Origin of the sequence: Buttiauxella sp., from assembly GCF_035271705.1 — a bacterium.
GTDB lineage: Bacteria > Pseudomonadota > Gammaproteobacteria > Enterobacterales > Enterobacteriaceae > Buttiauxella.
On record NZ_DATERI010000099.1, the window covers coordinates 1 to 26,911 of the forward strand.

Genomic DNA, 26,911 nt, shown 5'->3' on the forward strand with positions numbered 1-26,911 from the left:
CGAAGGCATCCGTTGCTACGAGTCTCACATTGGTCCAGTGGTGTTCCGCCATCGTGAACACATGCAGCGTTTGCGTGATTCAGCAAAAATCTATCGTTTCCCTGTATCACAAAGTGTTGATGAGCTGATGGAAGCTTGCCGCGCTGTTATTCGCAAAAACAATCTGACCAGCGCGTATATTCGCCCGTTAGTCTTTGTTGGTGATGTCGGTATGGGCGTGAATCCACCAGACGGATACACCACTGATGTGATCATCGCAGCCTTCCCATGGGGTGCATACCTCGGCGCAGAAGCGCTGGATCAAGGGATCGACGCGATGGTTTCCTCATGGAACCGTGTGGCGCCAAACACCATTCCTACAGCGGCAAAAGCGGGTGGTAACTATCTTTCTTCCTTGCTGGTTGGCAGTGAAGCACGCCGCCATGGTTATCAAGAAGGTATCGCGCTGGACGTGAACGGCTATCTCTCTGAAGGTGCAGGTGAAAACCTCTTTGAAGTGAAAGACGGCATCCTGTTTACCCCGCCGTTCACTTCATCCGCTCTACCGGGCATTACCCGTGATGCCATCATCACACTGGCAAAAGATATGGGTATCGAAGTCCGTGAGCAGGTACTGTCTCGTGAATCACTCTACCTGGCTGACGAAGTGTTTATGTCGGGGACTGCGGCAGAAATCACGCCAGTTCGTAGCGTTGATCGTATTCAGGTGGGTGAAGGCCGTTGTGGTCCGGTCACTAAACGTATTCAGCAGGCATTCTTTGGCCTGTTTACCGGCGAAACTGAAGACAAATGGGGCTGGTTAGATCCAGTAAACCCGCAGTAAAAAAATGATAATCAAGCGGATGGCGATAGACCGTCCGCTCTCAGACAGACGGGAGTAAATAAGCATGCCTAAGTACCGTTCAGCCACCACAACCCACGGCCGTAATATGGCGGGTGCCCGCGCTCTGTGGCGCGCAACTGGGATGACCGATGCCGATTTCGGCAAGCCAATTATTGCGGTAGTGAACTCCTTTACCCAATTCGTACCAGGCCACGTTCACCTGCGCGATTTGGGCAAACTGGTTGCCGAACAAATTGAAGCCTCCGGTGGCGTGGCTAAAGAATTCAACACCATCGCCGTTGATGACGGCATCGCCATGGGCCACGGTGGCATGCTTTATTCTCTGCCATCGCGCGAACTGATCGCCGATTCCGTAGAGTATATGGTGAACGCACACTGTGCTGATGCCATGGTGTGCATCTCCAACTGCGACAAAATCACCCCAGGGATGTTAATGGCCTCTTTGCGCCTGAACATTCCGGTCATTTTTGTTTCTGGCGGCCCGATGGAAGCCGGGAAAACCAAGCTGTCTGACCAGATCATCAAACTTGATTTGGTTGATGCGATGATTCAGGGCGCAGATCCGAAGGTGAGTGACGAGCAAAGCGATCAAGTTGAACGTTCCGCCTGTCCAACTTGCGGTTCTTGTTCCGGCATGTTCACCGCCAACTCGATGAACTGCCTGACCGAAGCGCTGGGCTTATCTCAGCCAGGCAACGGCTCTCTGCTGGCAACCCACTCTGACCGCAAAGATCTGTTCCTCAATGCCGGTAAACGCATTGTTTCTTTGACCAAGCGCTATTACGAGCAGGATGACGAAAGCGTGCTGCCGCGTAACATTGCGTGCAAAGAAGCCTTTGAGAACGCCATGACGCTGGACGTCGCGATGGGCGGCTCAACCAATACCGTTCTACACCTGTTGGCTGCGGCTCAGGAAGCTGAAATCGACTTCACGATGACCGATATCGACCAGCTTTCCCGCAAAGTCCCGCAGTTGTGTAAAGTCGCGCCAAGTACCCAGAAATACCACATGGAAGACGTGCACCGTGCGGGTGGCGTCATTGCTATCCTGGGCGAATTAGATCGCGCAGGTCTGTTGAATCGCAACGTGAAAAACATACTGGGTCTGACGCTACCGCAAACGCTGGAACAGTACGACGTCATGCTGACCAAAGACGAAAGCGTGAAGAGTATGTTCTCCGCAGGCCCGGCGGGTATCCGTACAACTAAGGCATTCTCGCAGTCTTGTCGTTGGGATTCTCTGGATGTTGACCGCGAGAGCGGATGTATCCGCTCCAAAGAAAACGCCTACAGCCAGGATGGTGGATTAGCCGTGTTGTACGGCAACTTCGCGGAAAATGGCTGTATCGTAAAAACTGCCGGTGTGGACGATGAAAGCCTGGTGTTCCGTGGTCCTGCGAAGGTCTACGAAAGCCAGGATGACGCGGTTGAAGCCATTCTTGGCGGAAAAGTTGTCGCGGGCGACGTCGTGGTTATTCGTTACGAAGGGCCAAAAGGCGGGCCGGGCATGCAAGAAATGCTCTACCCAACCACCTTCCTGAAATCTATGGGGCTGGGCAAAGCGTGTGCATTGGTCACTGATGGTCGCTTCTCCGGTGGTACTTCTGGGCTTTCTATCGGCCACGTTTCCCCGGAAGCGGCCAGCGGCGGCAACATTGCGCTGATTGAAGACGGTGACATGATTGCCATCGATATCCCGAACCGCGGTATCGAGTTGCAATTGACCGATCAGGAAATGGCGGCGCGTCGTGAAGCGCAGGAAGCTCGCGGCGACAAAGCCTGGACTCCTCGCAACCGTGAACGTCAGGTCTCCTTCGCACTGCGCGCTTACGCAAGCCTTGCCACCAGTGCTGATAAAGGTGCGGTGCGCGATAAAAGTAAGCTTGGAGGCTAATGATGGCCGAGTCACAACCGCTACCTGACGCCCCTTGCGGGGCGGAATATCTCCGTGCCGTGCTACGTGCGCCGGTTTACGAAGTCGCGCAGGTTACCCCATTGCAGAAGATGGAAAAGCTGTCATCACGTCTGGATAACGTCATTCTGGTGAAGCGTGAAGACCGTCAACCCGTGCACAGTTTTAAACTGCGTGGCGCGTACTCCATGATTGCCGGACTGAACAGCGAGCAGAAAGCCAGTGGCGTGATTACGGCTTCGGCTGGCAACCACGCACAAGGTGTCGCGCTTTCCTCAACGCGTTTAGGCATCAAGTCGTTGATCGTCATGCCGGTTTCTACGGCTGATATCAAAGTGGATGCTGTCAGAGCGTTTGGTGGCGAAGTGCTGTTGCACGGCGCGAATTTTGATGAAGCGAAAGCGCGGGCAATCGAACTTTCGCAGCAACAAGGTTTCACTTACGTTCCTCCGTTCGATCACCCAGCAGTGATTGCCGGACAGGGTACGCTGGCGTTGGAACTGCTACAGCAAGATGCGCATATCGACCGCATTTTTGTACCCGTTGGCGGTGGTGGCCTGGCGGCAGGTGTTGCAGTGTTGATCAAGCAACTGATGCCACAGATCAAAGTGATTGCCGTTGAAGCTGAAGACTCTGCGTGTCTGAAAGCCGCGTTGGATGCGGGCAAGCCGGTTGATCTGGCGCGCGTCGGTTTGTTTGCTGAGGGCGTGGCGGTTAAGCGCATTGGCGATGAAACCTTCCGTCTGTGCCAGGAATATCTCGATGACATCATTACCGTGGATAGCGATGCGATTTGCGCGGCGATGAAAGATTTGTTCGAAGATGTTCGTGCGGTTGCTGAACCGTCCGGTGCGTTGGCACTGGCAGGGATGAAAAAATATATCCAGCAACATCAGATTCGTGGTGAGCGACTCGCGCATGTGCTTTCGGGCGCGAACGTCAACTTCCATGGTCTGCGTTACGTATCTGAACGTTGTGAGCTGGGCGAACAGCGCGAAGCATTGCTGGCCGTCACCATTCCTGAGCAGAAAGGTAGCTTCCTGAAGTTCTGTCAGGTGTTGGGTGGCCGCTCGGTCACCGAGTTTAACTATCGTTATTCCAGTTCGGCGGAAGCCTGCATTTTCGTCGGTGTTAGACTGACGCGCGGTGTGGAAGAGCGGCACGAAATCATCGAGCTGCTCAATGAAGGGGGTTATGGCGTTGTCGATTTGTCTGATGACGAAATGGCGAAACTGCACGTGCGTTACATGGTGGGCGGGCGTCCGTCTAAGCCATTACACGAGCGGTTGTACAGTTTCGAATTCCCTGAATCACCAGGTGCGTTACTGAAATTCCTGCAAACTTTGGGAACACACTGGAATATCTCACTGTTCCATTACCGTAGCCACGGTACGGATTATGGACGTGTGCTGGCAGCATTCGAACTAGGTGATAACGAGCCGGACTTTGAAACCCGACTCAATGAGCTAGGGTACGACTGCCACGACGAGACTAACAATCCAGCGTTCCGTTTCTTCCTGGCAGGTCAGTGACTACCAGGCAGTAATTTCCAAAACGCATTCACAAGCGGCTCATTGAGCCGCTTTTTTTGTACGCAAACGCCAAGCTCGAATGGTGTGGTTTCATCGTTGCGTTCCAGTATCTGCACACGGTTACGCACCGGCTCAGGACTGTTGTCCAGCACGATTTCAGGGATCAGCGCCACGCCACAGCCTAGTGCCACCATCGAAACCATCGCTTCATGCCCCGCAACCGTCGCATAAATAAATGGATTACTGATTTTTTGGCGACGGAACCACAATTCGATACGGCGGCGCACTGGGCCTTGGTCCGGCAGGATAAACGGCACTTTTGCCCAGTCAGGGTCAGGCTGATTGACCTGTGCGCGAACCGGGCAAGGTAGGGCTGGTGCAATCAGAGCCACGGATAAATTATCCAGAATCGAAAAGGCCACACCTGGTGGCAATGTCTCGGGTTTACCTGCAATAGCGATATCGGCCTCGTCAGAATCCACTTTTTCTACGGCATCGGCGGCATCGCCCGTGGTGAGTTTTATTTCCACATTTGGATGCTCCGCACGGAATCTATCGAGAATGGGTGGTAAATGACTGTACGCGGCGGTGACGGAGCAAAAAAGATGTAACTCGCCAGTGAGTGACGGCCCTTCCTGCCCGATGGTATGGCGCATTTGCTGATACTGCAAAAGTGTATGCTGGGCGAACTGTTTGAGTTGCTCCCCGGCTTCAGTCAACGTAACGGTGCGGTTATCACGTAAAAACAACGGCTGGCCAAGATCGTCTTCAAGACGCTGTATCTGGCGTGAAAGCGTCGATGGGCTAACATGCATTGCACGCGCGCTCCTGCCGAAATGGCGGCTTTCCGCAAGGTGGAGAAACGTTTTTAGATCGCGTAAATCCATGGTTATCAGCTCTCGTTTTCACGTTGCAAAAATTGCAACGTCACGTTGTTAATATATCAATTTAAGCAACGCATTTCCTGTCATATAGTGAGTTCATTATCGCAAGCACGACACGGCTGGCGAACCTTACAAAAGCACAACACGACAATTACGGAGTACCACCACGATGGCTAATTATTTCAACACTTTGAACCTGCGTCAGCAGTTGGCGCAACTGGGTAAATGTCGTTTCATGGCGCGTGCGGAATTCGCCGATGAAGCAAGCTACCTCAAAGGCAAAAAAGTCGTCATCGTCGGTTGTGGCGCGCAGGGCCTGAACCAGGGTCTGAACATGCGTGACTCCGGCCTGGACGTAGCTTATGCGCTGCGTGCAGAAGCAATTGCCGAGAAACGCGCGTCCTGGCGTAAAGCGACAGAAAACGGTTTTAAAGTTGGCACCTACGAAGAACTGATCCCACAAGCGGATTTGGTTGTTAACCTGACGCCAGACAAGCAGCACTCCTCAGTGGTTCAGGCGGTACAGCCAATGATGAAAGATGGCGCGGCACTGGGTTACTCGCATGGTTTCAACGTAGTTGAAGTCGGCGAACAAATCCGTAAAGACATCACCGTGGTGATGGTTGCTCCAAAATGCCCGGGTACTGAAGTTCGTGAAGAATACAAACGTGGTTTCGGTGTGCCAACGCTGATTGCGGTTCACCCGGAAAACGATCCGAAAGGCGAAGGCATGGCCATCGCTAAAGCTTGGGCTGCGGCAACTGGCGGCCACCGCGCGGGCGTTCTGGAATCTTCCTTCGTGGCAGAAGTAAAATCTGACCTGATGGGCGAGCAAACTATCCTGTGCGGTATGCTGCAAGCGGGTTCTCTGCTGTGCTTCGATAAGCTGGTGGAAGAAGGTACTGACCCTGCATACGCAGAAAAACTGATTCAGTTCGGTTGGGAAACCATCACCGAAGCGCTGAAGCAAGGTGGTATCACGCTGATGATGGACCGTCTGTCCAATCCTGCGAAAGTCCGTGCTTATGCGCTGTCCGAACAACTGAAAACCATCATGGCTCCGCTGTTCCAGAAACACATGGACGATATCATCTCCGGTGAATTCTCTTCCGGTATGATGGCTGACTGGGCCAATGACGATAAGAACCTGCTGACCTGGCGTGAAGAGACCGGCAAAACTGCGTTCGAAACGGCTGCACAGTTTGATGGCAAAATCTCTGAACAAGAATACTTCGATAAAGGCGTTCTGATGATTGCGATGGTGAAAGCGGGCGTTGAGCTGGCATTCGAAACCATGGTGGATGCAGGTATCATCGAAGAGTCTGCTTACTACGAATCTCTGCATGAACTGCCGCTGATCGCGAATACCATCGCTCGTAAGCGCCTGTACGAAATGAACGTGGTTATCTCTGATACTGCTGAGTACGGCAACTATCTGTTCTCTTACGCTGCGGTTCCATTGCTCAAAGAGTTCATGACGACATTGCAGGCAGGTGATTTGGGCAAAGAAATCCCAGCGGGTGCGGTTGATAACGCGCAACTGCGTGACGTGAATGAAGCGATTCGCAACCACGAAATCGAAACTGTTGGCAAGAAACTGCGTGGCTATATGAAAGATATGAAGCGTATCGCTGTAGCGGGCTAATACCCCGTTGTCTTTCGCTTCGCCGCTGTGTTGGCAGCGTTCGTACACCCCAGTCACAGAGTTGTCTAAGCTCCTTGGACTGTACTGACTTGCCGCCTTGCCGCAAATCGAAATCCACAGGGGTATTCAATTGATACAAGCCCGGTAGGCGTTATCGCCACCGGGCTTTTTATTAATTGCGGTACAACACTTTGATGATGTGGTAACCAAACTGCGTGTGCAGCGGGCCAGTTGGCTCGAGCAGCGGGCAGGAGAACACCACTTTATCGAACGCCGGAACCATCTGGCCCTGACGGAATTCACCTAAGTGTCCACCTTTTTTGCCTGACGGGCAGGTGGAATGTTTTTTAGCCAGTTTTTCAAAGTCGCCGCCATTTTGAAGCTGCGCAAGAATTTCCTGGGCCAGTTTTTCTTCCTTAACAAGGATATGCAATGCTGCCGCGGTTTTTGCCATGATAGTGCCTTGAGTCGTATGGATTACGCTCGCTATACTACCACGCTGTTTTACCCTTCATACTTCAAATTGCCGGTGCGTTGGCTTTCCTCGCTCACCTCAGTCACGTACTTATGTACGCTCCTGGGGATTCGCGGCGTCGCCGTCTTCCTGCAATTCGAACTATTTTGGGTAAATTTCCCCCTCCTGACTTTCACTGAGCGACTCTATGCGTTTAAACCCTGGCCAACAACAAGCCGTCGAATTTGTAACCGGACCCTGCCTGGTCCTGGCGGGCGCGGGCTCGGGCAAAACGCGAGTTATCACCAATAAAATGGCGTACCTGATCCGTGAATGTGGCTATCAGGCTCGCCATATTGCCGCCGTAACGTTTACCAACAAAGCTGCGCGTGAGATGAAAGAGCGTGTGGCACAAACCCTGGGGCGCAAAGAAGCGCGCGGCTTACTCATCTCAACTTTCCATACTTTGGGGCTTGAGATCATTAAGCGTGAATACGTGGCGCTCGGGATGAAGTCTAATTTCTCGTTGTTTGATGACACCGACCAGACGGCATTACTGAAAGACCTGACCGAAGGTTTGCTCGAAGAAGATAAGACTTTACTGCAGCAACTGATCTCAACGATCTCAAACTGGAAAAACGATCTGATGTCGCCTTCGCAGGCGGCAGCGCAGGCGAAAGGAGAGCGTGACCGAATCTTCGCCCATTGCTACGGCCTGTACGATGCACATCTGAAATCCTGTAACGTGTTGGACTTTGACGATCTGATTTTGCTGCCGACGCTGCTTTTACAGCGTAACGAGGAAGTGCGCGAGCGCTGGCAAAACCGCATCCGCTATTTGCTGGTGGATGAATACCAGGATACCAACACCAGCCAGTATGAGTTAGTGAAGTTGCTGGTAGGGGCGCGAGCACGATTCACCGTGGTAGGGGATGATGATCAGTCGATCTATTCCTGGCGCGGTGCAAGGCCACAAAACCTCGTCTTGCTGAGCCAGGATTTCCCGGCACTTCAGGTCATTAAGCTTGAACAGAACTACCGTTCTTCAGGGCGTATTCTGAAAGCGGCGAATATTCTGATCGCCAATAATCCCCATGTTTTTGAAAAGCGGCTTTTTTCTGAATTGGGTTACGGTACGGAATTGAAAGTGGTGACGGCAAATAGCGAAGATCATGAGGCTGAGCGGGTGACTGGCGAGCTGATTGCTCATCATTTTATCAATAAAACCAACTACAAAGATTACGCTATTCTCTACCGCGGGAATTTCCAGTCACGTGTGTTTGAAAAGATGCTGATGCAGAACCGCATTCCTTATCGCATCTCTGGCGGAACATCATTTTTCTCGCGTCCGGAAATCAAAGACCTTCTGGCCTATTTGCGCATCCTGACCAACCCAGATGATGACAGTGCATTCATGCGTATTGTGAATACCCCGAAGCGTGAAATCGGGTCAGCCACGCTGCAAAAACTGGGAGCCTGGGCGATGCAGCGTAATAAAGGCTTGTTTGGCGCGAGCTTCGACATGGGTCTGAGCCAGACACTTAGCGGGCGTGGTCTGGAGTCGCTACAGCGCTTTACTCACTGGCTTCGTGATGTCGCGACGTTGGCTGAACGTGAGCCGATTGCCGCCGTTCGCGATTTGATTCACGGCATTGATTATGAAAGCTGGCTGTACGAAACGTCCCCAAGCCAGAAAGCTGCCGAAATGCGCATGAAGAACGTCAACACGCTGTTTAGCTGGATGACGGAAATGCTGGAAGGGTCGGAAATCGACGAGCCAATGACACTCACGCAAGTGGTTACTCGTTTTACCCTGCGCGATATGATGGAACGCGGAGAAAACGATGAAGATGCTGATCAGGTTCAGTTGATGACCCTTCATGCCTCAAAAGGGCTGGAGTTCCCGTATGTATTTTTAGTGGGAATGGAAGAAGGGCTGCTGCCGCATCAAAGCAGTATTGATGAAGATAATATCGAAGAAGAGCGTCGCCTCGCGTATGTGGGAATTACTCGCGCACAGAAAGAACTGACATTTACGCTATGTAAAGAACGCCGTCAGTATGGCGAACTGGTGCGCCCAGAGCCAAGTCGTTTCTTGCTTGAATTACCGCAAGATGATTTGCAGTGGGAAACCGAACGCAAGGTGGTATCGGCAGAAGAGCGGATGCACAAAGGGCAGAATAATGTTGCCAACATCCGTGAAATGCTGGCAAAAGCGCGTAAAAACTGAGTTACTTGATGGTCAGAGGCCAGTGGACATAGCTTTGCCACAGGCTTTCTTGGGCCAGCAGTTCTGCACCGAGCGGGTGGCATTCCAGCCACTTCTCTGGCAGCTCCAGAATTAAGGTTTCACTTTCCACCTTCAGCGTGATTTCCGGCAGGATGTCATCCCGGCGGCGACTGGCAAAAATAATAGCCAGCCGTAACAGGCGGCAAAGGTGTTCTGCAATACGCGGTGGCACAGCATTTTGCTGGTGGAGAGAAGACAGGTCGACCGGATTTGTCTGGTTCAACATCAGGGTCGCCAGCAGTTTTTTCTGCGCAGGTGTATAACCCGGAAGATCGAGATTCTTCACCAGGTAAGCGGCATGGTGTGGTGCTTGTTTGAAATCGACACTCAGGCCAATTTCATGCAGTAATGCCGAGCTTTCCAACATCTCGATGCTGAGTGGCGTCAGATTCCACGCATCCATCACTTGAGTTGCAAGTGCATGTGTCAGTTGCTGCACGCGCTCTGCCTGGCCGATATCAACCATAAAACGACGCTGAATATTACGTATTGTACGGCTTCGGATTTCCTGGTTAACGGACAAATGCAGCATTCCGTAAACCAACCCTTCACGCAGTGCACCACCCGCCAAGGTCATACAATTAATTGAAAGTTCTTCAAAAATTGCGATTAGGATGGCGAGACCGCTTGGGAAAACCAGTGCTCTTTCGAGCGTCAAACCTTCAATTTCCAGCTCTTCGAGTCGCCCACATTGAATCGCTTTTTGCTTCAATTGCTGAAGCTTAGCAAGCGTAATGCGTTCGTCCATTCCCTGCGCCATCATGATTTCTTGCAATGCTTGTACGGTACCTGAAGCGCCGACGCACACTTTCCAGCCATGATGTTTTAAGCGATCGCAAATGGGTCTGAGAACCTCTTTTGCAGCGGTTTCGGCAGCATCAAAGTTTTCTTTTGCCAGATTACGGTCGCTGAAGAAACGTTCGAGCCAAGTCACACAACCCATGGATAAGCTAAACAGAGCCGTGGTTTGCGCACCGGTGCCGGTCACAAGTTCGGTACTCGCGCCACCGATATCAACCACTAAGCGCTGATCTGCCCCCCCCGTAGTGTGAGCAACACCTTGATAAATCAGGCGGGCTTCTTCTTCACCATGGATGATTTGCACCGGGCAGCCGAGGATTTTCTCAGCCTGTTGGATGAATTCATTGGCATTAGTAGCAAGACGTAGTGTCGCGGTGGCGACAACACGAATTTGTGTCTGAGGGATATCTTGTAGACGTTCAGCAAATAAGCGCAGGCATTGCCACCCACGCTCCATCGCTTCGCGTGAAAGCGTATTATCGCTGCTTAAACCAGCAGCAAGGCGTACTTTCCGTTTAATCCGGGCGAGGGTTTGTATGCTCCCCGCCACCTCACGTACAACCAACATATGAAAGCTATTTGAGCCTAAATCAATTGCAGCATACAGCGAGGTGGAGCTGAGCATAAAATTTTAACCTGTGCGACGACGATTACCACGGGAGGCGCCACCATTACGGCGAGGACCGTTACCCGGGCGGGAACGAGTCAGACGCTTCGGTGGAGGAAGTTCGCTTAACAGTGCTTCAGTTTTGTACTTACTGACTGGGATTGAGTGACCGATATAGGTTTCAATGGCAGACAGGTTCAACGCATAGTCTTCACATGCAAGGCTGATGGAATGCCCACTTTCACCTGCACGACCGGTACGGCCAATACGGTGAACGTAGTCTTCACAGTCATCCGGTAAATCGTAGTTGAATACGTGAGTCACTAACGGAATGTGTAAACCGCGAGCGGCAACATCAGTTGCAACCAGAATATCGAGATCGCCACGGGTAAATTCTTCCAGGATGCGCAGACGTTTTTTCTGAGCAACATCACCGGTTAACAGACCAACACGATGCCCATCTGCCGCGAGGTGACCCCAGATATCTTCACAACGGTGCTTCGTGTTGGCAAAGATAATTGCGCGATCTGGCCACTCTTCTTCGATAAGCGTCTGTAACAGGCGCATTTTTTCTTCGTTAGAAGGGTAGAACAGTTCTTCCTGGATACGATGGCCGGTTTTTTGTTCCGGTTCAACTTCAACGTATTCCGCGTTGTTCATCTGCTCGAACGCCAATTCACGCACACGGTAAGATAATGTGGCAGAAAACAGCATATTCTGGCGTTGGGTGACAGGCGGCATACGACGGAACAACCAGCGAATATCTTTAATAAAGCCCAGATCGTACATCCGATCAGCTTCATCCAATACCACAACCTGAATTGCACCTAAGTTAATGTGGTTTTGTTTGGCGTAATCAATCAAACGGCCAGTGGTACCGATAAGAATATCAACACCGCTTTCCAGTACTTTAAGCTGTTTATCGTAGCCATCACCACCGTAAGCCAGGCCAAGTTTCAGGCCGGTCGATAGTGCAAGTGGCTCTGCGTCAGAGTGAATTTGTACTGCCAGTTCACGAGTCGGCGCCATAATTAAGGCACGCGGCTGGTTCACCTGGCGATTCTCTGGAACCGGGTGAGAGAGTAAATAATGGAACGTTGACGTCAAAAACGCCATCGTTTTGCCAGTACCGGTTTGCGCCTGCCCTGCAACGTCACGATTCGCTAGTGTCAGCGGTAGTGCCAGTGCCTGAATTGGGGTGCAGTTATGAAACCCTTTATTTTCAAGGGCTTCGATCACCTTAGGGTGTAGGGCGAAGTCGGAAAACTTCTGTTCGGTCAAATGTGTTTTGCTCATAGTGTAGTAGAATATCAGTTTACTATTGCTTTACGAAAGCACATCCGTTGAAATAAACGGGGTGAAATAAAGTCACCCTGAGTTGGTTAAGGCTATAGCCGTTAGCATTCGAGTTGCAGGTAGGCGGTAAGTGAGTACAGCCAACACCCCTGCGGCTTGAAAGATGACGGGTAGACACCAACAAGGTAGACATAATCCTGCGGAGTAGAACATGAGCGATAAAATTATTCACCTGACTGACGACAGTTTCGACACGGACGTGCTAAAAGCTGATGGGTTGATCCTGGTTGATTTCTGGGCGGAGTGGTGTGGTCCATGCAAGATGATCGCCCCGATTCTTGATGAAATCGCTGATGAATATCAGGGCAATCTGACCGTTGCTAAACTGAACATCGATCAGAACCCGGGCACGGCACCGAAATACGGTATCCGTGGTATCCCAACTCTGTTGCTGTTCAAGAACGGTGAAGTGGCTGCGACCAAAGTGGGTGCGCTGTCTAAAGGCCAGTTAAAAGAGTTCCTCGACGCTAATCTGGCATAATGGAATCTCAGCCGGTGCGTGCGGGTTCGCAATTTTTTGTGAGCTGCTGGACGCCCGGCGTCAGTCATGCTAAGTTACTTTTACTGCATTTTGAACTTGTCTTGTAGTTTGAATCTTTGTATTACCCAATGCTTCCAGTTAACTTTCACTAAGACGCTGTTTTACAGTGAACATCAGGTCGCATAATCGATTTCGGGCATATCACCCATTCCGTCGTGTCGTTTCAGTTCTGCGTTTTTCCTATGACCAGACAGCGATAAAACATGTGGTGGTGGCCATTAAACAGGCATGGATGATCCTGCCATACCATTCACGATACATGTTCGAGATTTACCCCGAGTTTAAGAACCCACCATTATGAATCTTACCGAATTAAAGAATACGCCGGTTTCTGAGCTGATTACTCTCGGCGAAAATATGGGGCTGGAAAACCAAGCCCGTATGCGTAAGCAGGACATTATTTTCTCCATCCTGAAGCAACATGCGAAGAGTGGCGAAGATATCTTTGGTGACGGTGTACTGGAGATATTGCAGGATGGATTTGGTTTCCTCCGCTCCGGAGACAGTTCCTACCTCGCAGGCCCCGACGACATCTACGTATCCCCAAGCCAAATTCGCCGCTTCAACCTCCGTACAGGGGATACCATTTCCGGTAAGATTCGCCCGCCGAAAGAAGGTGAGCGTTACTTTGCACTGCTGAAAGTTAACGAAGTTAACTACGACAAACCGGAAAACGCGCGTAACAAAATCCTGTTCGAAAACTTAACCCCGCTGCATGCTAACTCTCGTTTACGCATGGAACGTGGTAACGGTTCTACCGAAGACTTAACCGCTCGCGTACTGGATCTGGCATCGCCAATCGGTCGTGGCCAGCGTGGCCTGATTGTGGCACCGCCGAAAGCCGGTAAAACCATGCTGCTGCAAAACATCGCCACCAGCATTGCTTACAACCATCCTGACTGTGTACTGATGGTTCTGCTGATTGACGAACGTCCGGAAGAAGTGACCGAGATGCAGCGTCTGGTGAAAGGCGAAGTTATCGCTTCTACCTTTGACGAACCAGCTTCCCGCCACGTTCAGGTCGCCGAAATGGTGATCGAGAAAGCGAAACGTTTGGTTGAGCATAAGAAAGACGTCATTATTCTGCTCGATTCCATTACCCGTTTGGCTCGTGCCTACAACACCGTAGTGCCGGCATCCGGTAAAGTGTTGACCGGTGGTGTGGACGCTAACGCCCTGCATCGTCCAAAACGCTTCTTCGGTGCAGCTCGTAACGTGGAAGAAGGTGGTAGCCTGACTATCATCGCAACGGCTTTGGTTGATACCGGTTCTAAAATGGATGAAGTTATCTATGAAGAATTTAAAGGTACCGGCAACATGGAACTGCATCTTGCGCGTAAAATCGCTGAGAAACGTGTGTTCCCTGCCATCGACTATAATCGTTCTGGCACGCGTAAAGAAGAATTGCTGACGACCCAGGAAGAACTGCAGAAGATGTGGATCCTGCGTAAAATCATCCACCCAATGGGTGAGATTGATGCGATGGAATTCCTCATCAATAAGCTGGCGATGACGAAAACCAACGAAGACTTCTTCGATATGATGAAGCGCTCGTAAGTCACAAAAACTCGGGGAACGCCACGCTTAGTCGTGGCGTTTTTCTTTGGTGGTATATACGATATAGAATTGACTATCACGGTTAAGCATCAAAGTGGCAAGGAATGCCATGATGTTATTAGTAGCAACGCTGGATGGTGTTGTTTAAATAATAAACGGGTTGTTCAAGGATTAGATGTATATAACCATTGGACTGGGTAAACTTTGATTGAGTTCACCTTGACCTTTTATTTTGCAGAGAGCTTGCACTGTGAATTTCATCACCGCTGGTACTGACCTGGTAAGTATTTTTTTATTCACCACCGTGTTTCTTTTTTTCGCGCGTAAAGCGGCGAAAAGAATCGGTCTGGTAGATAAACCAAACTTCCGCAAACGCCACCAAGGACTCATTCCTTTGGTCGGCGGTATTTCTGTATATGCCGGGATCTGCTTTACTTTCCTGATTGCCAATTATTACATCCCACATGCATGGCTTTATTTGACCTGTGCCGGGGTACTAGTGTTAGTAGGTGCGCTGGATGACCGCTTTGATATCAGTGTAAAAATTAGAGCCTCGATTCAGGCGTTAATTGGCATTGTTATGATGGTTGTCGGAAAATTATATCTGGTCAGCCTTGGCTATATTTTTGGTTCCTGGGAAATGGTTCTCGGCCCGTTTGGTTATTTTTTGACCCTGTTCGCAGTCTGGGCTGCAATAAATGCTTTCAACATGGTTGATGGTATTGATGGCCTGCTGGGTGGGCTTTCTTGCGTATCCTTTGCAGCAATGGGAATCATCCTTTATTTCGATGGGCAATTGAGTCTGGCGATGTGGTGCTTCGCAATGATTGCCGCGATCTTGCCTTATATATTATTAAACCTCGGGATACTTGGCCGTCGCTATAAAGTGTTTATGGGTGATGCAGGCAGTACGCTCATTGGCTTCACTGTTATCTGGGTCTTGCTGGAAACTACGCAGGGCCAAACTCATCCAATCAGCCCAGTCACAGCCTTGTGGATTATCGCCATTCCTTTAATGGACATGATTGCCATCATGTACCGTCGGTTACGCAAAGGTATGAGCCCATTCTCCCCAGATCGCCAGCACATTCACCATTTGATCATGCGTGCTGGGTTTACTTCTCGTCAGGCTTTTGTGCTTATCACAGCTGCAGCAGCGTTGCTTGCCAGTATCGGTGTCGCCGCCGAATACATACATTCCATTCCTGAGTGGGTTATGTTGGCATTATTCTTGCTTGCATTTGTCTTATATGATTATTGCATCAAACGCGCCTGGAAAGTGGCTCGTTTTATAAGACGTCATAAGCGTCGGCAACGTAGAAACAGCAGTAGCATTTCTTAATTCTGAATGTAATTGGGGAAGTGATGAAACAAAACGTGCCAGGAAGTAACCCGGGAATGGTAGACAACGAGTTGGACATTCGTGGTTTATTCCGGACACTTTGGCAAGGAAAGTTGTGGATTGTGGGTGTGGCTGTGTTGTTTGCAGCTGTCGCGCTAATCTACACCTTCTTTGCTAAGCAGGAGTGGAGTGCTAACGCGATAACCGATCGCCCTACTGTGAATATGCTGGGGGGGTATTATTCCCAGCAGCAATTCCTACGCAATCTTGACCTCAGAGCCAATATGCTGCCGGTCGATCAACCGTCAGTGATGGATGAATCTTACAAAGAATTCATCATGCAGCTTTCTGCCTACGATACCCGTCGTGATTTTTGGCTACAGACCGACTATTACAAACAACGTCGGGTTGGTAACAGTAAAGTTGATGCCGCGTTATTAGATGAAGTGATTGATAATATTCAATTTACTGCTGGTGATGTCACTCGCAATACCAGCGATAGCGTGAAGTTAATTGCTGAAACTGCCGCTGATGCTAACAACCTGCTGCGTCAATATGTCGCTTTTGCCAGCCAGCGTGCGGCAAGTCATCTTAATGAAGAACTTACGGGGGCCTGGGCTGCTCGTACTGTTCAGATGAAAGCGCAAGTTAAACGCCAGGAAGCTGTTGCTAAGTCAATTTTTGACCGCAAAGTGCACAGTGTTGAGCAAGCGCTGAAAATCGCACAACAGCAAAATATTTCCAAAAGTGAAACAGAAGTTCCTGCCGACGAGTTACCCGATTCTGAAATGTTCATGTTAGGACGTCCTATGTTGCAAGCACGCCTTGAAAGCCTGCAAGCGGTAGGTCCAAACTACGACATTGACTATGACCAGAATCGAGCCATGTTGTCGACGCTGAATGTTGGGCCGACGCTCGACGCTCGCTTCCAAACCTACCGCTATTTACGTACCCCTGAAGAACCCGTGAAGCGTGACAGCCCGCGCCGGGCATTCTTGCTGATCATGTGGGGTATGGTTGGGGCCCTGATTGGTGCTGGTGTGGCATTAGCCCGCCGTCCAAAATTGTTATAACGCCCTTACCCGGTGAAAGCTCGATGGACGGCTTTTACCTTTTTTAATAAAAGAGAATTGCTGTGAAAGTGTTAACTGTTTTTGGCACACGCCCGGAAGCTATCAAAATGGCTCCTTTGGTTGATGCGTTGGCAAAAGATCCGTTTTTTGACGCAAAAGTCTGCGTGACAGCACAGCATCGCGAGATGCTGGATCAGGTGCTGAATCTTTTTTCCATCGAGCCGGATTATGATTTAAATATCATGAAGCCGGGGCAAGGGCTGACGGAAATTACCTGCCGAATTCTCGAGGGACTAAAGCCGATTCTTGAGTCATTTAAACCTGATGTGGTGCTGGTCCATGGTGATACCACAACAACGCTTGCCACCAGTTTAGCTGCATTTTATCAGCGTATTCCAGTCGGGCATGTTGAAGCGGGTCTGCGTACAGGCGATCTCTATTCTCCTTGGCCAGAAGAAGCGAACAGAACCATTACCGGGCATCTTGCGATGTATCACTTTGCCCCGACAGAAAATTCCCGACAAAACCTATTACGTGAAAATATCAGCGACAATAATATCTACGTCACCGGTAATACGGTGATTGATGCGCTAATTTCTGTGCGCGATCGGGTATATGCCGATGACAGTTTGCGTAACTCCCTGGCCCAGTGCCACCCGTTTCTGGATAACAGTAAAAAACTGATTCTGGTCACGGGCCACCGTCGCGAGAGTTTTGGTGATGGTTTTGAGCGAATTTGTTGTGCGTTGGCTGAAATTGCTAAAGAAAACAGCGATGTTCAGATTGTTTATCCTGTGCACCTGAATCCGAATGTTAGTGAGCCTGTGACGCGTATTCTTGGGGACGTCAAAAACGTAGTGCTGATTGACCCGCAGGAATATTTGCCATTTGTCTATTTAATGAACCATGCGTATCTGATTCTGACTGACTCAGGCGGCATTCAGGAAGAAGCTCCATCGCTGGGTAAACCCGTACTGGTGATGCGTGATACTACAGAACGTCCTGAAGCTGTTGATGCGGGCACCGTTCGTTTGGTAGGGACGGATACTCAAGAAATAGTCCGCCAGGTCACGCGTTTATTGAAAGATGAAAACGAGTATGAAGTGATGAGTCGGGCACATAATCCTTACGGCAACGGTAAGGCCTGTGAACAAATTTTGGCTGCATTGAAGAAGAATCAGGTGACACAACAATGAGTTTTGCAACCATCTCTGTGATTGGTCTTGGCTATATCGGCTTACCTACTGCGGCAGCATTTGCTTCTAAACAGCGACATGTCGTAGGTATTGATATCAACCAGCATGCGGTAGATACCATAAATCGTGGTGCTATTCATATTGTTGAGCCTGACCTGGATAAAGTGGTGAAAACTGCTGTGGAAGGCGGCTTCTTACGTGCCAGCACACAGCCAGTTGAGGCTGATGCTTTTTTGATTGCAGTACCAACGCCGTTCAAAGGCGATCACGAGCCTGACATGGTTTTTGTCAAAGCTGCAACTGACTCCATTGCACCCGTTCTCAAGAAAGGAGATTTGGTTATCCTGGAGTCAACATCGCCGGTGGGTTCCACCGAGCAAATGGCGCAATGGCTAGCTGAACGTCGTCCTGACCTGACTTTCCCTCATCAGGCCGGTGAGGCAGCAGATGTGAATGTTGCTTACTGTCCGGAACGCGTATTGCCAGGCCAGGTGATGGTTGAACTCATCAAAAACGATCGGGTTATTGGCGGTATGACATCCGTTTGTTCCGCGCGAGCCAGTGAACTGTACAATATTTTCCTCGAAGGTGAGTGCGTCGTGACAAACGCTCGCACCGCTGAAATGTGCAAGCTCACAGAAAACAGTTTTCGTGATGTGAACATCGCATTCGCTAACGAACTTTCGCTGATTTGTGCCGCTCAGGGGATCAATGTCTGGGAGTTAATCCGCCTTGCTAATCGCCATCCGCGTGTCAATATTTTGCAGCCGGGTCCTGGCGTAGGTGGGCACTGCATCGCGGTAGACCCATGGTTTATCGTCGCGCAGAACCCTGAACAAGCACAGTTGATCCGCACCGCGCGTGAAGTCAACGATGGTAAGCCACACTGGGTTGTAAACCAGGTGAAAGCGGCTGTTGCAGACTGTTTATCAGAGACCGGTAAGCGCGCCAGTGAAATCACTATCGCCTGCTTTGGACTGGCCTTTAAACCTAATATTGACGACCTGCGCGAAAGCCCAGCGATGGAAATCGCTGAAGTTCTCAGCTCATGGCATAGCGGTAAAACATTGGCCGTTGAGCCAAATATCCACCAGTTGCCAAAAGCGCTCGTTGGACACTGTGAATTAGCCACCACGGATGAAGCTCTTGAACAGGCCGATGTGCTGGTGATGTTGGTTGATCACCAGGTATTCAAAGCAATCCCTGCTACGAAAGTTCAGCAGCGCTGGATTGTTGATACCAAAGGGGTCTGGCGCTAGTTCTCGCCAGGCGCAGGTGAAGCCGATGACGTTTTGCTCTGTATCCGTGCCCGCAAGAATTGAATCTCTCGACTGGGAGAATCAGTTCTTTGCGATAAACAGCGGAATTCTTCGTTTTGAAGATGATGCGCCTTTGCTGACCCCACAACTCCTTAATGCCTATGCTCGTGTGCAGGCGAAAATCTCTGCCCAACAAACCGACCTGCTTGATGGTTTACAGCAACTTGGTTTTAAACTGGTTGAAGGGGAAGTCGATCTTGCCCTGAAAGTTGGCACGCAACATGCTCCATCTTCTGTAGTGCTTGCCACAAGTGCTGATATTCCTGTGTTGCGGGATTTAGCCGCCAACATTTTTACTCAAAGCCGTTTTCGTGCGCCGTGGTATCAGCCAACAGATAGTGGCCGTTTCTACGCGCAATGGGTTGAGAATGCCGTGCTGGGTTCTTTTGACCATGAGTGCCTGTTATTGAAAAACGCTAATGCGATACAAGGCTTTGTGAGCATGCGTCAGCTCAATGACGATGAGGCTCGTATCGGCTTACTCGCGGGGCGTGGTGTCGGCGCTCAACTGATGGATGCCGCCCAGTTGTGGTGTCAGCAACGTGGCCTTCAGACCCTTCGCGTGGCGACACAAATCAGTAATACCGCAGCTCTGCGACGCTATATTCAAAGCGGTGCCACGATAAACAGCACCGCCTTCTGGTTATACAGGTGAAAAAATGATCCCATTTAATGCTCCTCCAGTAGTAGGTACGGAAATCGAATACATGCAGGCTGCGATGGGTAGCGGCAAGCTTTGTGGCGATGGCGGTTTCACGCGTCGTTGCCAGCAATGGATGGAGCAAAGCTTTCGCTGCAAAAAAGTGCTGCTAACACCTTCCTGTACGGCATCACTGGAAATGGCGGCACTGTTGTTAAATATTCAGCCCGGCGATGAAGTGATTATGCCGAGCTATACCTTTGTTTCTACTGCTAACGCTTTCGTTCTGCGTGGGGCAAAAGTGGTGTTTGTCGATATTCGTCCTGACACCATGAACATTGACGAAAAGCTGATTGAAGCGGCAATCACCGAGAAAACGCGTGTGATTGTTCCGGTTCATTACGCGGGTGTTGCCTGTGAAATGGACACCATCATGGCGATTGCCAATAAACATAATCTCTTTGTCGTAGAAGATGCCGCACAGGGCGTAATGTCGACTTACAAAGGTCGCGCGTTAGGGACGATTGGCCACATTGGTTGTTTTAGCTTCCATGAAACCAAAAACTACACGGCGGGCGGTGAAGGTGGTGCGACGCTGATTAATGACCCGTCGCTTATCGAGCGTGCGGAAATTATTCGCGAGAAAGGCACTAACCGCAGCCAGTTCTTCCGTGGGCAGGTGGATAAATACACCTGGCGGGATATTGGCTCAAGCTACTTGATGGCTGACTTGCAGGCTGCATACCTGTGGGCGCAACTGGAAGCGGCTCAAAAGATTAACCAACAGCGACTGAAGCTTTGGCATACCTATTACGATGCACTGACGCCACTGGCTAAAGCAGGGCGTATCGAACTGCCATCAATTCCAAAAGACTGTGTGCAGAATGCGCACATGTTTTATATCAAACTACGTGATATAGACGATCGCAGTGCTCTGATTTCCTGGTTGAAAGAGGCAGAAATTTTGGCGGTGTTCCATTACATCCCATTACATGATTGCCCGGCTGGAGAGAAGTTTGGTTACTTCCACGGCGAAGACCGTTTCACTTCTCAAGAAAGCGAGCGCCTGTTGCGCCTACCGCTGTTCTATAACCTGTCTTCTGCGAATCAACGTACCGTTATCAATACGTTGTTAAGCTTCTTCTCCTGATATGTCACTCGCGAAAGCTTCAGTGTGGACCGCAGGGTCCACACTGGTAAAAATTGCTGCCGGTTTGCTGGTGGTGAAGTTGCTGGCTGTGGCATTTGGGCCTGGTGGGGTCGGGCAGGCTGGAAACTTCCGTCAAATGGTCACCGTGTTAGGTGTGCTTGCAGGGGCGGGGATCTTCAACGGTGTGACAAAATACGTCGCGCAATATCATGATCAACCCGAGCAATTACGCAAGGTTATTGGCACGTCGTCTGCGATGGTGCTTGGCTTCTCGACGTTTTTAGCCATTATTTTTGTTGTGGCGGCAAAACCCATTAGCATTGGGCTGTTCGGGCACGAAGATTACCAGGGGCTTGTGCGTCTGGTGGCGTTAGTGCAGATGGGTATCGCCTGGGCGAACTTGTCTTTAGCCATCATGAAAGGTTTTCGTGATGCAGCAGGAAACGCCCTGGCGCTGATTGGCGGAAGTATTATCGGCGTGATGGCGTACTACCTTTGTTACCGCCTGGGCGGTTATCAGGGGGCGTTGTTAGGGCTTGCGTTGGTGCCTGCGCTGGTACTGCTCCCTGCTGGCATCATGTTGGTTCGTCGCGAACACGTACCGTTCAGTTACCTGAGACCGCAGTGGGATAAAATTTACGCCAGCAGTCTGGGCAAATTTACCCTTATGGCGCTGATAACGTCAGTCACGTTGCCAGTGGCTTACGTCATGATGCGTAACCTGCTTGCTGCGCACTACAGTTGGGATGATGTCGGTATTTGGCAGGGGGTGAGCAGTATTTCAGATGCCTATCTGCAATTTATCACCGCTTCGTTTAGCGTCTATTTGCTGCCAACGCTTTCACGCTTAACCAACAAAACCGATATGAGTCGCGAGATTGTTCGTTCGCTGAAGTTCGTTTTGCCCGCGGTGGCTCTGGCAAGTTTCACCGTCTGGCTGTTGCGAGATTTTGCTATCTGGTTACTTTTTTCGCATAAATTTATTGCGATGCGCGATCTCTTTGCCTGGCAGTTGGTGGGGGATGTGTTGAAAGTGGGCTCGTACGTATTTGGTTATTTGGTGATAGCGAAAGCCTCGCTTCGCTTCTATATCTTGGCTGAAATCAGCCAGTTCGCATTATTGACCGGTTTTTCACATTGGCTTATACCTGCGCACGGTGCTCTGGGAGCCGCGCAGGCTTATATGGCAACGTACATCATTTACTTCACGCTCTGTTGCAGCGTTTTTCTCATTTATCGTAGACGAGCATGACGACACTGATTCACGTTTTGGGATCGGATATCCCGCATCATAATCAAACGGTACTGCGTTTCTTTAATGACGCACTGGCTGTCTCACATCCGAATGCACGCCAGTTTATGGTGGTGTCAAAAGACGACGCTTTGCGTTCTGCCTTTCCGGCACTTGCCATAACGCTTTACCCAACCAAAAAAGCGTTGGCACAGGCCGTTGTGGGACAAGCGCGGGCTAACCGCCAACAACGCTTTTTCTTCCACGGCCAGTTTAATAGCGCGCTGTGGATTGCCCTGCTGACCGGTGGTTTGAAACCCGCGCAGATGTACTGGCACATTTGGGGTGCCGATCTTTACGAGGCCTCGAAGAGCCTCAAGTTCCGGGCTTTTTACCTGCTGCGTCGCATCGCGCAGGGCCGAGTCGGACGAGTGTTTGCTACGCGCGGCGATCTGAACTATTTCCATGAACGTCACCCTCGAGTCCCAGGCGAGCTTATCTATTTCCCCACGCGAATGGACATCTTGCCTGAGAGTCACGTTTGCCAAGAGACTCAATCCGGGAAGATGACGTTGTTAGTCGGAAACTCCGGCGATCTCAGCAACCAACATATTGCGGCGTTGAAAGCGATTCATACCCAGTTTGGTGACACGGTTCGTGTCGTGGTTCCGATGGGGTATCCCGCTAACAACGACGCCTATATTCATGACGTACAGCAAGCGGGACGAGCGCTCTTTAGCGAAGAAAACCTGCAAATTCTGACGGAAAAAATGGACTTCGATGAGTATGTGGCTCTGTTGCGCCAATGCGATTTGGGGTATTTCATCTTTGACCGTCAGCAAGGCATCGGTACGCTTTGCTTGTTGATTCAGGCGGGGGTTCCTTGTGTGTTAAGCCGCAAAAATCCTTTCTGGCAGGACATGACTGAGCAGCATATCCCTGTGTTGTTTACGGGCGATCCGCTGGATGAGTCGATAGTGCGTGAAGCGCAGCGTCAACTACGCTTACTGGATAAACAACAAATCGCCTTCTTTAACCCAAATTACATTGATGGCTGGAAACGGGCGCTGGAAATCGCATCAGGAGAAACCGCATGAGTTTGCTGCAATTTGGCGGTTTGTTTGTGGTCTGGTTTGTCTCAGTAATGTTCATTGGCATTTTAACGTACCAGGAGTTTCGCCGGGTTCGTTTCAATTTTAATGTGTTCTTCTCACTACTGTATTTGCTGACGTTTTTCTTTGGCTTCCCGTTTACCTGCACGCTGGTGTTTCGCTTTGGTGTGGCGGTCGTACCGGCAGATGTGTTGTTACAGGCGCAGCTCGCCGCAGTGTGTTTCTACGGCATCTACTATGTCGCCTACAAAACTCGGCTGCGACCCAAGCGAACCTCGACGGTTCGGCGTCCTGTCTTTACCATGAACCGTGTCGAGACTCATCTGGCGTGGGTGATGCTGATGGCGGTGGCGTTGGTCAGCGTCGGCATCTTCTTTATGCATAACGGTTTTTTGTTATTTAAACTGCACTCCTACAGCCAAATATTCTCCAGCGAAGTGTCGGGTGTCGCGCTAAAACGCTTCTTCTACTTCTTTATTCCCGCAATGCTGGTGGTCTATTTCCTTAAACAAGATGGGCGAGCCTGGCTGTTCTTCCTTGTCAGTACGGTAGCGTTTGGCCTGTTGACCTACATGATTGTCGGCGGGACACGCGCCAATATTATCATCGCGTTCGCCATCTTCTTGTTCATCGGCATTATCCGCGGTTGGATTTCGCTCTGGATGCTGGCAGCGGCAGGCATCTTTGGCATAGTGGGTATGTTCTGGCTGGCGTTGAAGCGCTACGGTATGAGCGTCAGCGGTGATGAAGCGTTTTATACCTTCTTGTACCTGACGCGCGATACCTTTTCGCCGTGGGAAAACTTGGGGTTACTGCTGCAAAATTACGACAAAATTGAGTTCCAGGGGCTGGCACCCATCGTGCGTGATTTTTATGTCTTTATCCCAAGCTGGTTATGGCCTGACAGGCCGAGCATTGTTCTAAACAGTGCGAACTACTTTACCTGGGAAATTCTCAACAACCATTCTGGCCTGGCGATTTCACCCACCTTGATTGGCTCGCTGGTGGTGATGGGCGGAGTGTGGTTCATCCCGCTGGGTGCGGTTGTGGTGGGGTTAATCATCAAATGGTTCGACTGGTTGTATGAATTGGGCAATCGGGAAACCAACAAATACAAATCCGCCATTTTGCATAGTTTCTGTTTCGGGGCGATCTTTAACATGATTGTTCTGGCGCGAGAGGGTCTGGATTCCTTCGTTTCACGCGTTGTGTTTTTCCTGATGGTATTTGGCCTCTGCTTAATGCTCGCGAAACTGCTCTATTGGTTATTTGATAGTGCGGGGCTAGTGCATCAAAGGTTACGGCGTCGGCGTATATCGCAAGTTGTCTCTGGCTCCCCAAAAGCATCACAAGGAATATCATGAGTCTACTGACTACCGCTCCTTCATACGCCATTCGCGGTCTGAACCTTCTGGGCTGGCGCGACATGCAGCACGCTCTGGATTACCTCTATGCTGAAGGTTCACTGCGTAGCGGAACGTTGGTGGCGATTAACGCAGAGAAAATTCTTACCGCAGAACGTGAGCAAGAAGTGCGTACGCTAATTGAAGACGCGGAATATAAATACGCTGACGGCATTAGCGTGGTGCGTTCTATCCGTAAAAAATTCCCTGGCGCGGTCGTGTCACGAGTCCCGGGTGCTGATCTATGGGAAGCTCTGATGCAGCGCGCGGGGCAAGAAGGTACACCCGTTTTCCTCATTGGCGGTAAACCAGAAATACTGGCACAAACCGAAGCCAAACTGCGTGAGCAGTGGCAGGTGAATATTGTTGGTCGTCAGGATGGTTATTTCAAAGCCGAACAGCAGTTGGCATTGTTTGAGCGTATACGAGACAGTGGTGCTGCGATTGTGACGGTAGCAATGGGATCGCCACGGCAGGAAATCTTTATGCGTGATTGCCGTAAGGTGCATCCTGACGCGTTGTATATGGGTGTGGGTGGTACTTATGATGTGTTTACGGGTCATGTGAAGCGTGCACCAAAGGTATGGCAGAACCTTGGCCTGGAATGGCTTTATCGTTTGTTATCGCAACCGAGCCGTATCACGCGCCAAATAAAACTACTCCGTTACTTAGCCTGGCATTATACCGGCCGTCTTTAAAACGTTGCTTTGCGTGCAGATAAAGTGAGTTTGATGGGGTAATTTGGCTGGATAATCATCAGAATGTGCAAAGCATAACCAAATGCGCATTTTATTTAAATAAGCACTAGACAGGTGGACATGAAGGCCGTAATATCCGACCCCGCAACGGCGCTATGCGCCCGTAGCTCAGATGGATAGAGCGCTGCCCTCCGGAGGCAGAGGTCTCAGGTTCGAATCCTGTCGGGCGCACCATTGATTGAATGGTGCCAGAGCTGCGGCGGTAACTTCTTTCTAAGAAGTCGACCGCGCGAAAAGATTTACAGTGGTGGCTATAGCTCAGTTGGTAGAGCCCTGGATTGTGATTCCAGTTGTCGTGGGTTCGAGTCCCATTAGCCACCCCATTAATTTAGTGATATTGCGAAGGTGGCGGAATTGGTAGACGCGCTAGCTTCAGGTGTTAGTGTTCTTACGGACGTGAGGGTTCAAGTCCCTCTCTTCGCACCATCTCTAAGTTAAGTAATACGCAGTAAAAGCAGTATTTCGGCGAGTAGCGCAGCTTGGTAGCGCAACTGGTTTGGGACCAGTGGGTCGGAGGTTCGAATCCTCTCTCGCCGACCAAATTTAGAAAAGACCAACCTTCGGGTTGGTCTTTTTGCATCTGAAGCTTGTAGAGGATGAGAATCTCCGAAGGAGGTTTGAGCCGAGTGCTGCGAGACAACGTTGCTTTAGCAACAGCCCGCAGAGCGCGTCACGCAGTGACAAGTCATCCTCTCTCGCCGACCAAATTCAAGAAAGCCCAACCGCAAGGTTGGGCTTTCTTACGTCTGGAGTTTGAAGAGGTTGAGTTGACCAGGTCGGTTAAGCGTAGCGCCACCCGGCCCCCTCAGTCTCTATTTCACGACATTGCGCTTTTAATTGTCGCCGTTTGGTGACTTATAACTACTTGATAACTAATGAAAGTGTAATGTTGCCTGTTATGTGTCGTCAAAAAGAGACATCATAACCATTGATTGAGAGCATTAAGGCATCGCGTCTGGTATCTGTCATACCTCTGGTAACATGCTGAATGTAAAAAGATTCCATATTCATATTAATTTTGAATACAAACCTGGCACGCATCGTGCAATAATATACTTGTAGATGCTCATTCCACTTCTTATGTTTGCTTAGGCTTCATAAACCCAGGAATGACGCAGAGCCGATTTACGGTGCTTATCGTCCACCGACAGATGTCGTCTTTTAGACCTCATCCAACACCATGGACATAACGTTGAGTGAAGCACCACTTAGTTGTCATACAGACCTGTTTTAACACCTGCCAATTGGCAGGTGTTTTTTTTTG

General features: G+C 50.3%; 21 protein-coding genes, 4 tRNA genes and 1 other RNA gene. 22 read left to right on the forward strand and 4 right to left on the reverse strand.

Going from position 1 to position 26,911, the window contains the following annotated elements; all coding sequences use genetic code 11:
- From ilvE to ilvA, 3 genes are all read left to right on the forward strand, one after another.
- A partial coding sequence (gene ilvE / locus VJY99_RS09090) for a branched-chain-amino-acid transaminase (RefSeq protein ID WP_324117732.1) occupies positions 1-823 on the forward strand: 823 nt, incomplete at its 5' end.
- Positions 824-887: 64 nt separating this feature from the next.
- On the forward strand, positions 888-2,738 hold the full coding sequence (ilvD, locus tag VJY99_RS09095; protein ID WP_324117733.1) for a dihydroxy-acid dehydratase: 1,851 nt from the start codon (positions 888-890) through the stop codon (positions 2,736-2,738).
- Between the two features lie 2 nt (positions 2,739-2,740).
- Positions 2,741-4,288, forward strand: a complete 1,548-nt coding sequence (gene ilvA, locus VJY99_RS09100; RefSeq protein WP_324117734.1) for a threonine ammonia-lyase, biosynthetic — start codon at positions 2,741-2,743, stop codon at positions 4,286-4,288.
- Here ilvA and ilvY read toward each other — a convergent pair.
- A complete protein-coding gene (gene ilvY, locus VJY99_RS09105; protein ID WP_324117735.1) occupies positions 4,282-5,175 on the reverse strand; it encodes an HTH-type transcriptional activator IlvY in 894 nt (297 codons plus the stop codon). The genes ilvA and ilvY overlap by 7 nt on opposite strands.
- A gap of 166 nt (positions 5,176-5,341) precedes the next feature.
- On the opposite strand from ilvY, the gene ilvC reads away from it, so the two are divergent.
- Entirely contained in the window at positions 5,342-6,817 is a 1,476-nt protein-coding gene (gene ilvC / locus VJY99_RS09110; RefSeq protein ID WP_324117736.1) for a ketol-acid reductoisomerase, read from the forward strand.
- 172 nt (positions 6,818-6,989) lie between these two features.
- Here ilvC and ppiC read toward each other — a convergent pair whose 3' ends face one another.
- Positions 6,990-7,271 (reverse strand): peptidylprolyl isomerase PpiC, encoded by a 282-nt coding sequence (gene ppiC / locus VJY99_RS09115; protein ID WP_139883115.1) that lies wholly within the window; start codon positions 7,269-7,271, stop codon positions 6,990-6,992.
- A 208-nt stretch (positions 7,272-7,479) separates the two neighbouring features.
- On the opposite strand from ppiC, the gene rep reads away from it, so the two are divergent.
- Complete coding sequence (rep, locus tag VJY99_RS09120; protein WP_324117737.1) at positions 7,480-9,501, forward strand: DNA helicase Rep; 2,022 nt, start codon at positions 7,480-7,482, stop codon at positions 9,499-9,501.
- 1 nt (position 9,502) lies between these two features.
- Here rep and gppA read toward each other — a convergent pair whose 3' ends face one another.
- Together gppA and rhlB are read right to left on the reverse strand one after the other, a co-directional pair.
- Positions 9,503-10,987: a guanosine-5'-triphosphate,3'-diphosphate diphosphatase gene (gene gppA / locus VJY99_RS09125; protein WP_324117738.1), complete on the reverse strand. Its 1,485-nt coding sequence runs from the start codon at positions 10,985-10,987 to the stop codon at positions 9,503-9,505.
- Positions 10,988-10,993: 6 nt separating this feature from the next.
- Positions 10,994-12,265 carry an ATP-dependent RNA helicase RhlB gene (gene rhlB, locus VJY99_RS09130; RefSeq protein WP_324117739.1) on the reverse strand — a complete coding sequence of 424 codons (1,272 nt, stop codon included), beginning with the start codon at positions 12,263-12,265 and terminating at the stop codon, positions 10,994-10,996.
- 211 nt (positions 12,266-12,476) lie between these two features.
- On the opposite strand from rhlB, the gene trxA reads away from it, so the two are divergent.
- The 17 genes from trxA (at position 12,477) to VJY99_RS09215 (ending at position 26,352) form a co-directional block, all read left to right on the forward strand.
- On the forward strand, positions 12,477-12,806 hold the full coding sequence (gene trxA, locus VJY99_RS09135) for a thioredoxin TrxA (RefSeq protein WP_034461718.1): 330 nt from the start codon (positions 12,477-12,479) through the stop codon (positions 12,804-12,806).
- 357 nt (positions 12,807-13,163) lie between these two features.
- Entirely contained in the window at positions 13,164-14,423 is a 1,260-nt protein-coding gene (gene rho / locus VJY99_RS09140) for a transcription termination factor Rho (RefSeq protein ID WP_324117740.1), read from the forward strand.
- A gap of 250 nt (positions 14,424-14,673) precedes the next feature.
- Positions 14,674-15,765: a UDP-N-acetylglucosamine--undecaprenyl-phosphate N-acetylglucosaminephosphotransferase gene (wecA, locus tag VJY99_RS09145; RefSeq protein ID WP_324117741.1), complete on the forward strand. Its 1,092-nt coding sequence runs from the start codon at positions 14,674-14,676 to the stop codon at positions 15,763-15,765.
- 23 nt (positions 15,766-15,788) lie between these two features.
- Complete coding sequence (gene wzzE / locus VJY99_RS09150) at positions 15,789-16,838, forward strand: ECA polysaccharide chain length modulation protein (RefSeq protein WP_324117742.1); 1,050 nt, start codon at positions 15,789-15,791, stop codon at positions 16,836-16,838.
- A gap of 62 nt (positions 16,839-16,900) precedes the next feature.
- The gene (gene wecB, locus VJY99_RS09155; protein WP_324117743.1) at positions 16,901-18,034 is read left to right on the forward strand and encodes a non-hydrolyzing UDP-N-acetylglucosamine 2-epimerase; all 1,134 of its coding nucleotides are present in this window, start codon (positions 16,901-16,903) and stop codon (positions 18,032-18,034) included.
- Positions 18,031-19,293, forward strand: coding sequence for a UDP-N-acetyl-D-mannosamine dehydrogenase (wecC, locus tag VJY99_RS09160; RefSeq protein ID WP_324117744.1), 1,263 nt, complete (start codon positions 18,031-18,033; stop codon positions 19,291-19,293). The genes wecB and wecC overlap by 4 nt, the downstream gene beginning before the upstream one ends.
- A 25-nt stretch (positions 19,294-19,318) precedes the next feature.
- Entirely contained in the window at positions 19,319-20,008 is a 690-nt protein-coding gene (gene rffC / locus VJY99_RS09165; RefSeq protein WP_324117745.1) for a dTDP-4-amino-4,6-dideoxy-D-galactose acyltransferase, read from the forward strand.
- Between the two features lie 4 nt (positions 20,009-20,012).
- On the forward strand, positions 20,013-21,143 hold the full coding sequence (gene rffA / locus VJY99_RS09170; RefSeq protein WP_324117746.1) for a dTDP-4-amino-4,6-dideoxygalactose transaminase: 1,131 nt from the start codon (positions 20,013-20,015) through the stop codon (positions 21,141-21,143).
- 1 nt (position 21,144) lies between these two features.
- The gene (wzxE, locus tag VJY99_RS09175) at positions 21,145-22,395 is read left to right on the forward strand and encodes a lipid III flippase WzxE (RefSeq protein ID WP_324117747.1); all 1,251 of its coding nucleotides are present in this window, start codon (positions 21,145-21,147) and stop codon (positions 22,393-22,395) included.
- Positions 22,392-23,471, forward strand: coding sequence for a TDP-N-acetylfucosamine:lipid II N-acetylfucosaminyltransferase (locus VJY99_RS09180; protein WP_324117748.1), 1,080 nt, complete (start codon positions 22,392-22,394; stop codon positions 23,469-23,471). The genes wzxE and VJY99_RS09180 overlap by 4 nt, the downstream gene beginning before the upstream one ends.
- Entirely contained in the window at positions 23,468-24,850 is a 1,383-nt protein-coding gene (gene wzyE, locus VJY99_RS09185) for an ECA oligosaccharide polymerase (protein WP_324117749.1), read from the forward strand. Before VJY99_RS09180 ends, wzyE begins: the two co-directional genes overlap by 4 nt.
- A complete protein-coding gene (gene wecG / locus VJY99_RS09190; RefSeq protein ID WP_324117750.1) occupies positions 24,847-25,587 on the forward strand; it encodes a lipopolysaccharide N-acetylmannosaminouronosyltransferase in 741 nt (246 codons plus the stop codon). Before wzyE ends, wecG begins: the two co-directional genes overlap by 4 nt.
- Before the next feature lie 157 nt (positions 25,588-25,744).
- A tRNA-Arg gene (locus VJY99_RS09195) sits at positions 25,745-25,821 on the forward strand.
- 73 nt (positions 25,822-25,894) lie between these two features.
- Positions 25,895-25,970: transfer RNA gene (locus VJY99_RS09200), tRNA-His, on the forward strand.
- A gap of 16 nt (positions 25,971-25,986) precedes the next feature.
- Positions 25,987-26,073 (forward strand) — tRNA-Leu (locus VJY99_RS09205).
- Between the two features lie 37 nt (positions 26,074-26,110).
- Positions 26,111-26,187, forward strand: a tRNA-Pro gene (locus VJY99_RS09210).
- A gap of 35 nt (positions 26,188-26,222) precedes the next feature.
- Positions 26,223-26,352, forward strand: a non-coding RNA gene (locus VJY99_RS09215) — RtT sRNA.
- The last annotated feature ends 559 nt before the right edge of the window (positions 26,353-26,911 follow it).

Excerpts from the sequence above, each read along its gene's own strand:
- rep (WP_324117737.1), top strand. The coding sequence starts at position 7,480 with ATGCGTTTAAACCCTGGCCAACAACAAGCCGTCGAATTTGTAACCGGA.
- rffC (WP_324117745.1), top strand. The coding sequence starts at position 19,319 with ATGACGTTTTGCTCTGTATCCGTGCCCGCAAGAATTGAATCTCTCGAC.
- wzxE (WP_324117747.1), top strand. The coding sequence starts at position 21,145 with ATGTCACTCGCGAAAGCTTCAGTGTGGACCGCAGGGTCCACACTGGTA.
- rho (WP_324117740.1), top strand. The coding sequence starts at position 13,164 with ATGAATCTTACCGAATTAAAGAATACGCCGGTTTCTGAGCTGATTACT.
- ilvA (WP_324117734.1), top strand. The coding sequence starts at position 2,741 with ATGGCCGAGTCACAACCGCTACCTGACGCCCCTTGCGGGGCGGAATAT.
- wecC (WP_324117744.1), top strand. The coding sequence starts at position 18,031 with ATGAGTTTTGCAACCATCTCTGTGATTGGTCTTGGCTATATCGGCTTA.
- trxA (WP_034461718.1), top strand. The coding sequence starts at position 12,477 with ATGAGCGATAAAATTATTCACCTGACTGACGACAGTTTCGACACGGAC.
- wzzE (WP_324117742.1), top strand. The coding sequence starts at position 15,789 with ATGAAACAAAACGTGCCAGGAAGTAACCCGGGAATGGTAGACAACGAG.
- wecG (WP_324117750.1), top strand. The coding sequence starts at position 24,847 with ATGAGTCTACTGACTACCGCTCCTTCATACGCCATTCGCGGTCTGAAC.
- ppiC (WP_139883115.1), bottom strand. The coding sequence starts at position 7,271 with ATGGCAAAAACCGCGGCAGCATTGCATATCCTTGTTAAGGAAGAAAAA.
- ilvD (WP_324117733.1), top strand. The coding sequence starts at position 888 with ATGCCTAAGTACCGTTCAGCCACCACAACCCACGGCCGTAATATGGCG.
- rffA (WP_324117746.1), top strand. The coding sequence starts at position 20,013 with ATGATCCCATTTAATGCTCCTCCAGTAGTAGGTACGGAAATCGAATAC.
- gppA (WP_324117738.1), bottom strand. The coding sequence starts at position 10,987 with ATGCTCAGCTCCACCTCGCTGTATGCTGCAATTGATTTAGGCTCAAAT.
- ilvC (WP_324117736.1), top strand. The coding sequence starts at position 5,342 with ATGGCTAATTATTTCAACACTTTGAACCTGCGTCAGCAGTTGGCGCAA.
- wzyE (WP_324117749.1), top strand. The coding sequence starts at position 23,468 with ATGAGTTTGCTGCAATTTGGCGGTTTGTTTGTGGTCTGGTTTGTCTCA.
- VJY99_RS09180 (WP_324117748.1), top strand. The coding sequence starts at position 22,392 with ATGACGACACTGATTCACGTTTTGGGATCGGATATCCCGCATCATAAT.
- ilvY (WP_324117735.1), bottom strand. The coding sequence starts at position 5,175 with ATGGATTTACGCGATCTAAAAACGTTTCTCCACCTTGCGGAAAGCCGC.
- rhlB (WP_324117739.1), bottom strand. The coding sequence starts at position 12,265 with ATGAGCAAAACACATTTGACCGAACAGAAGTTTTCCGACTTCGCCCTA.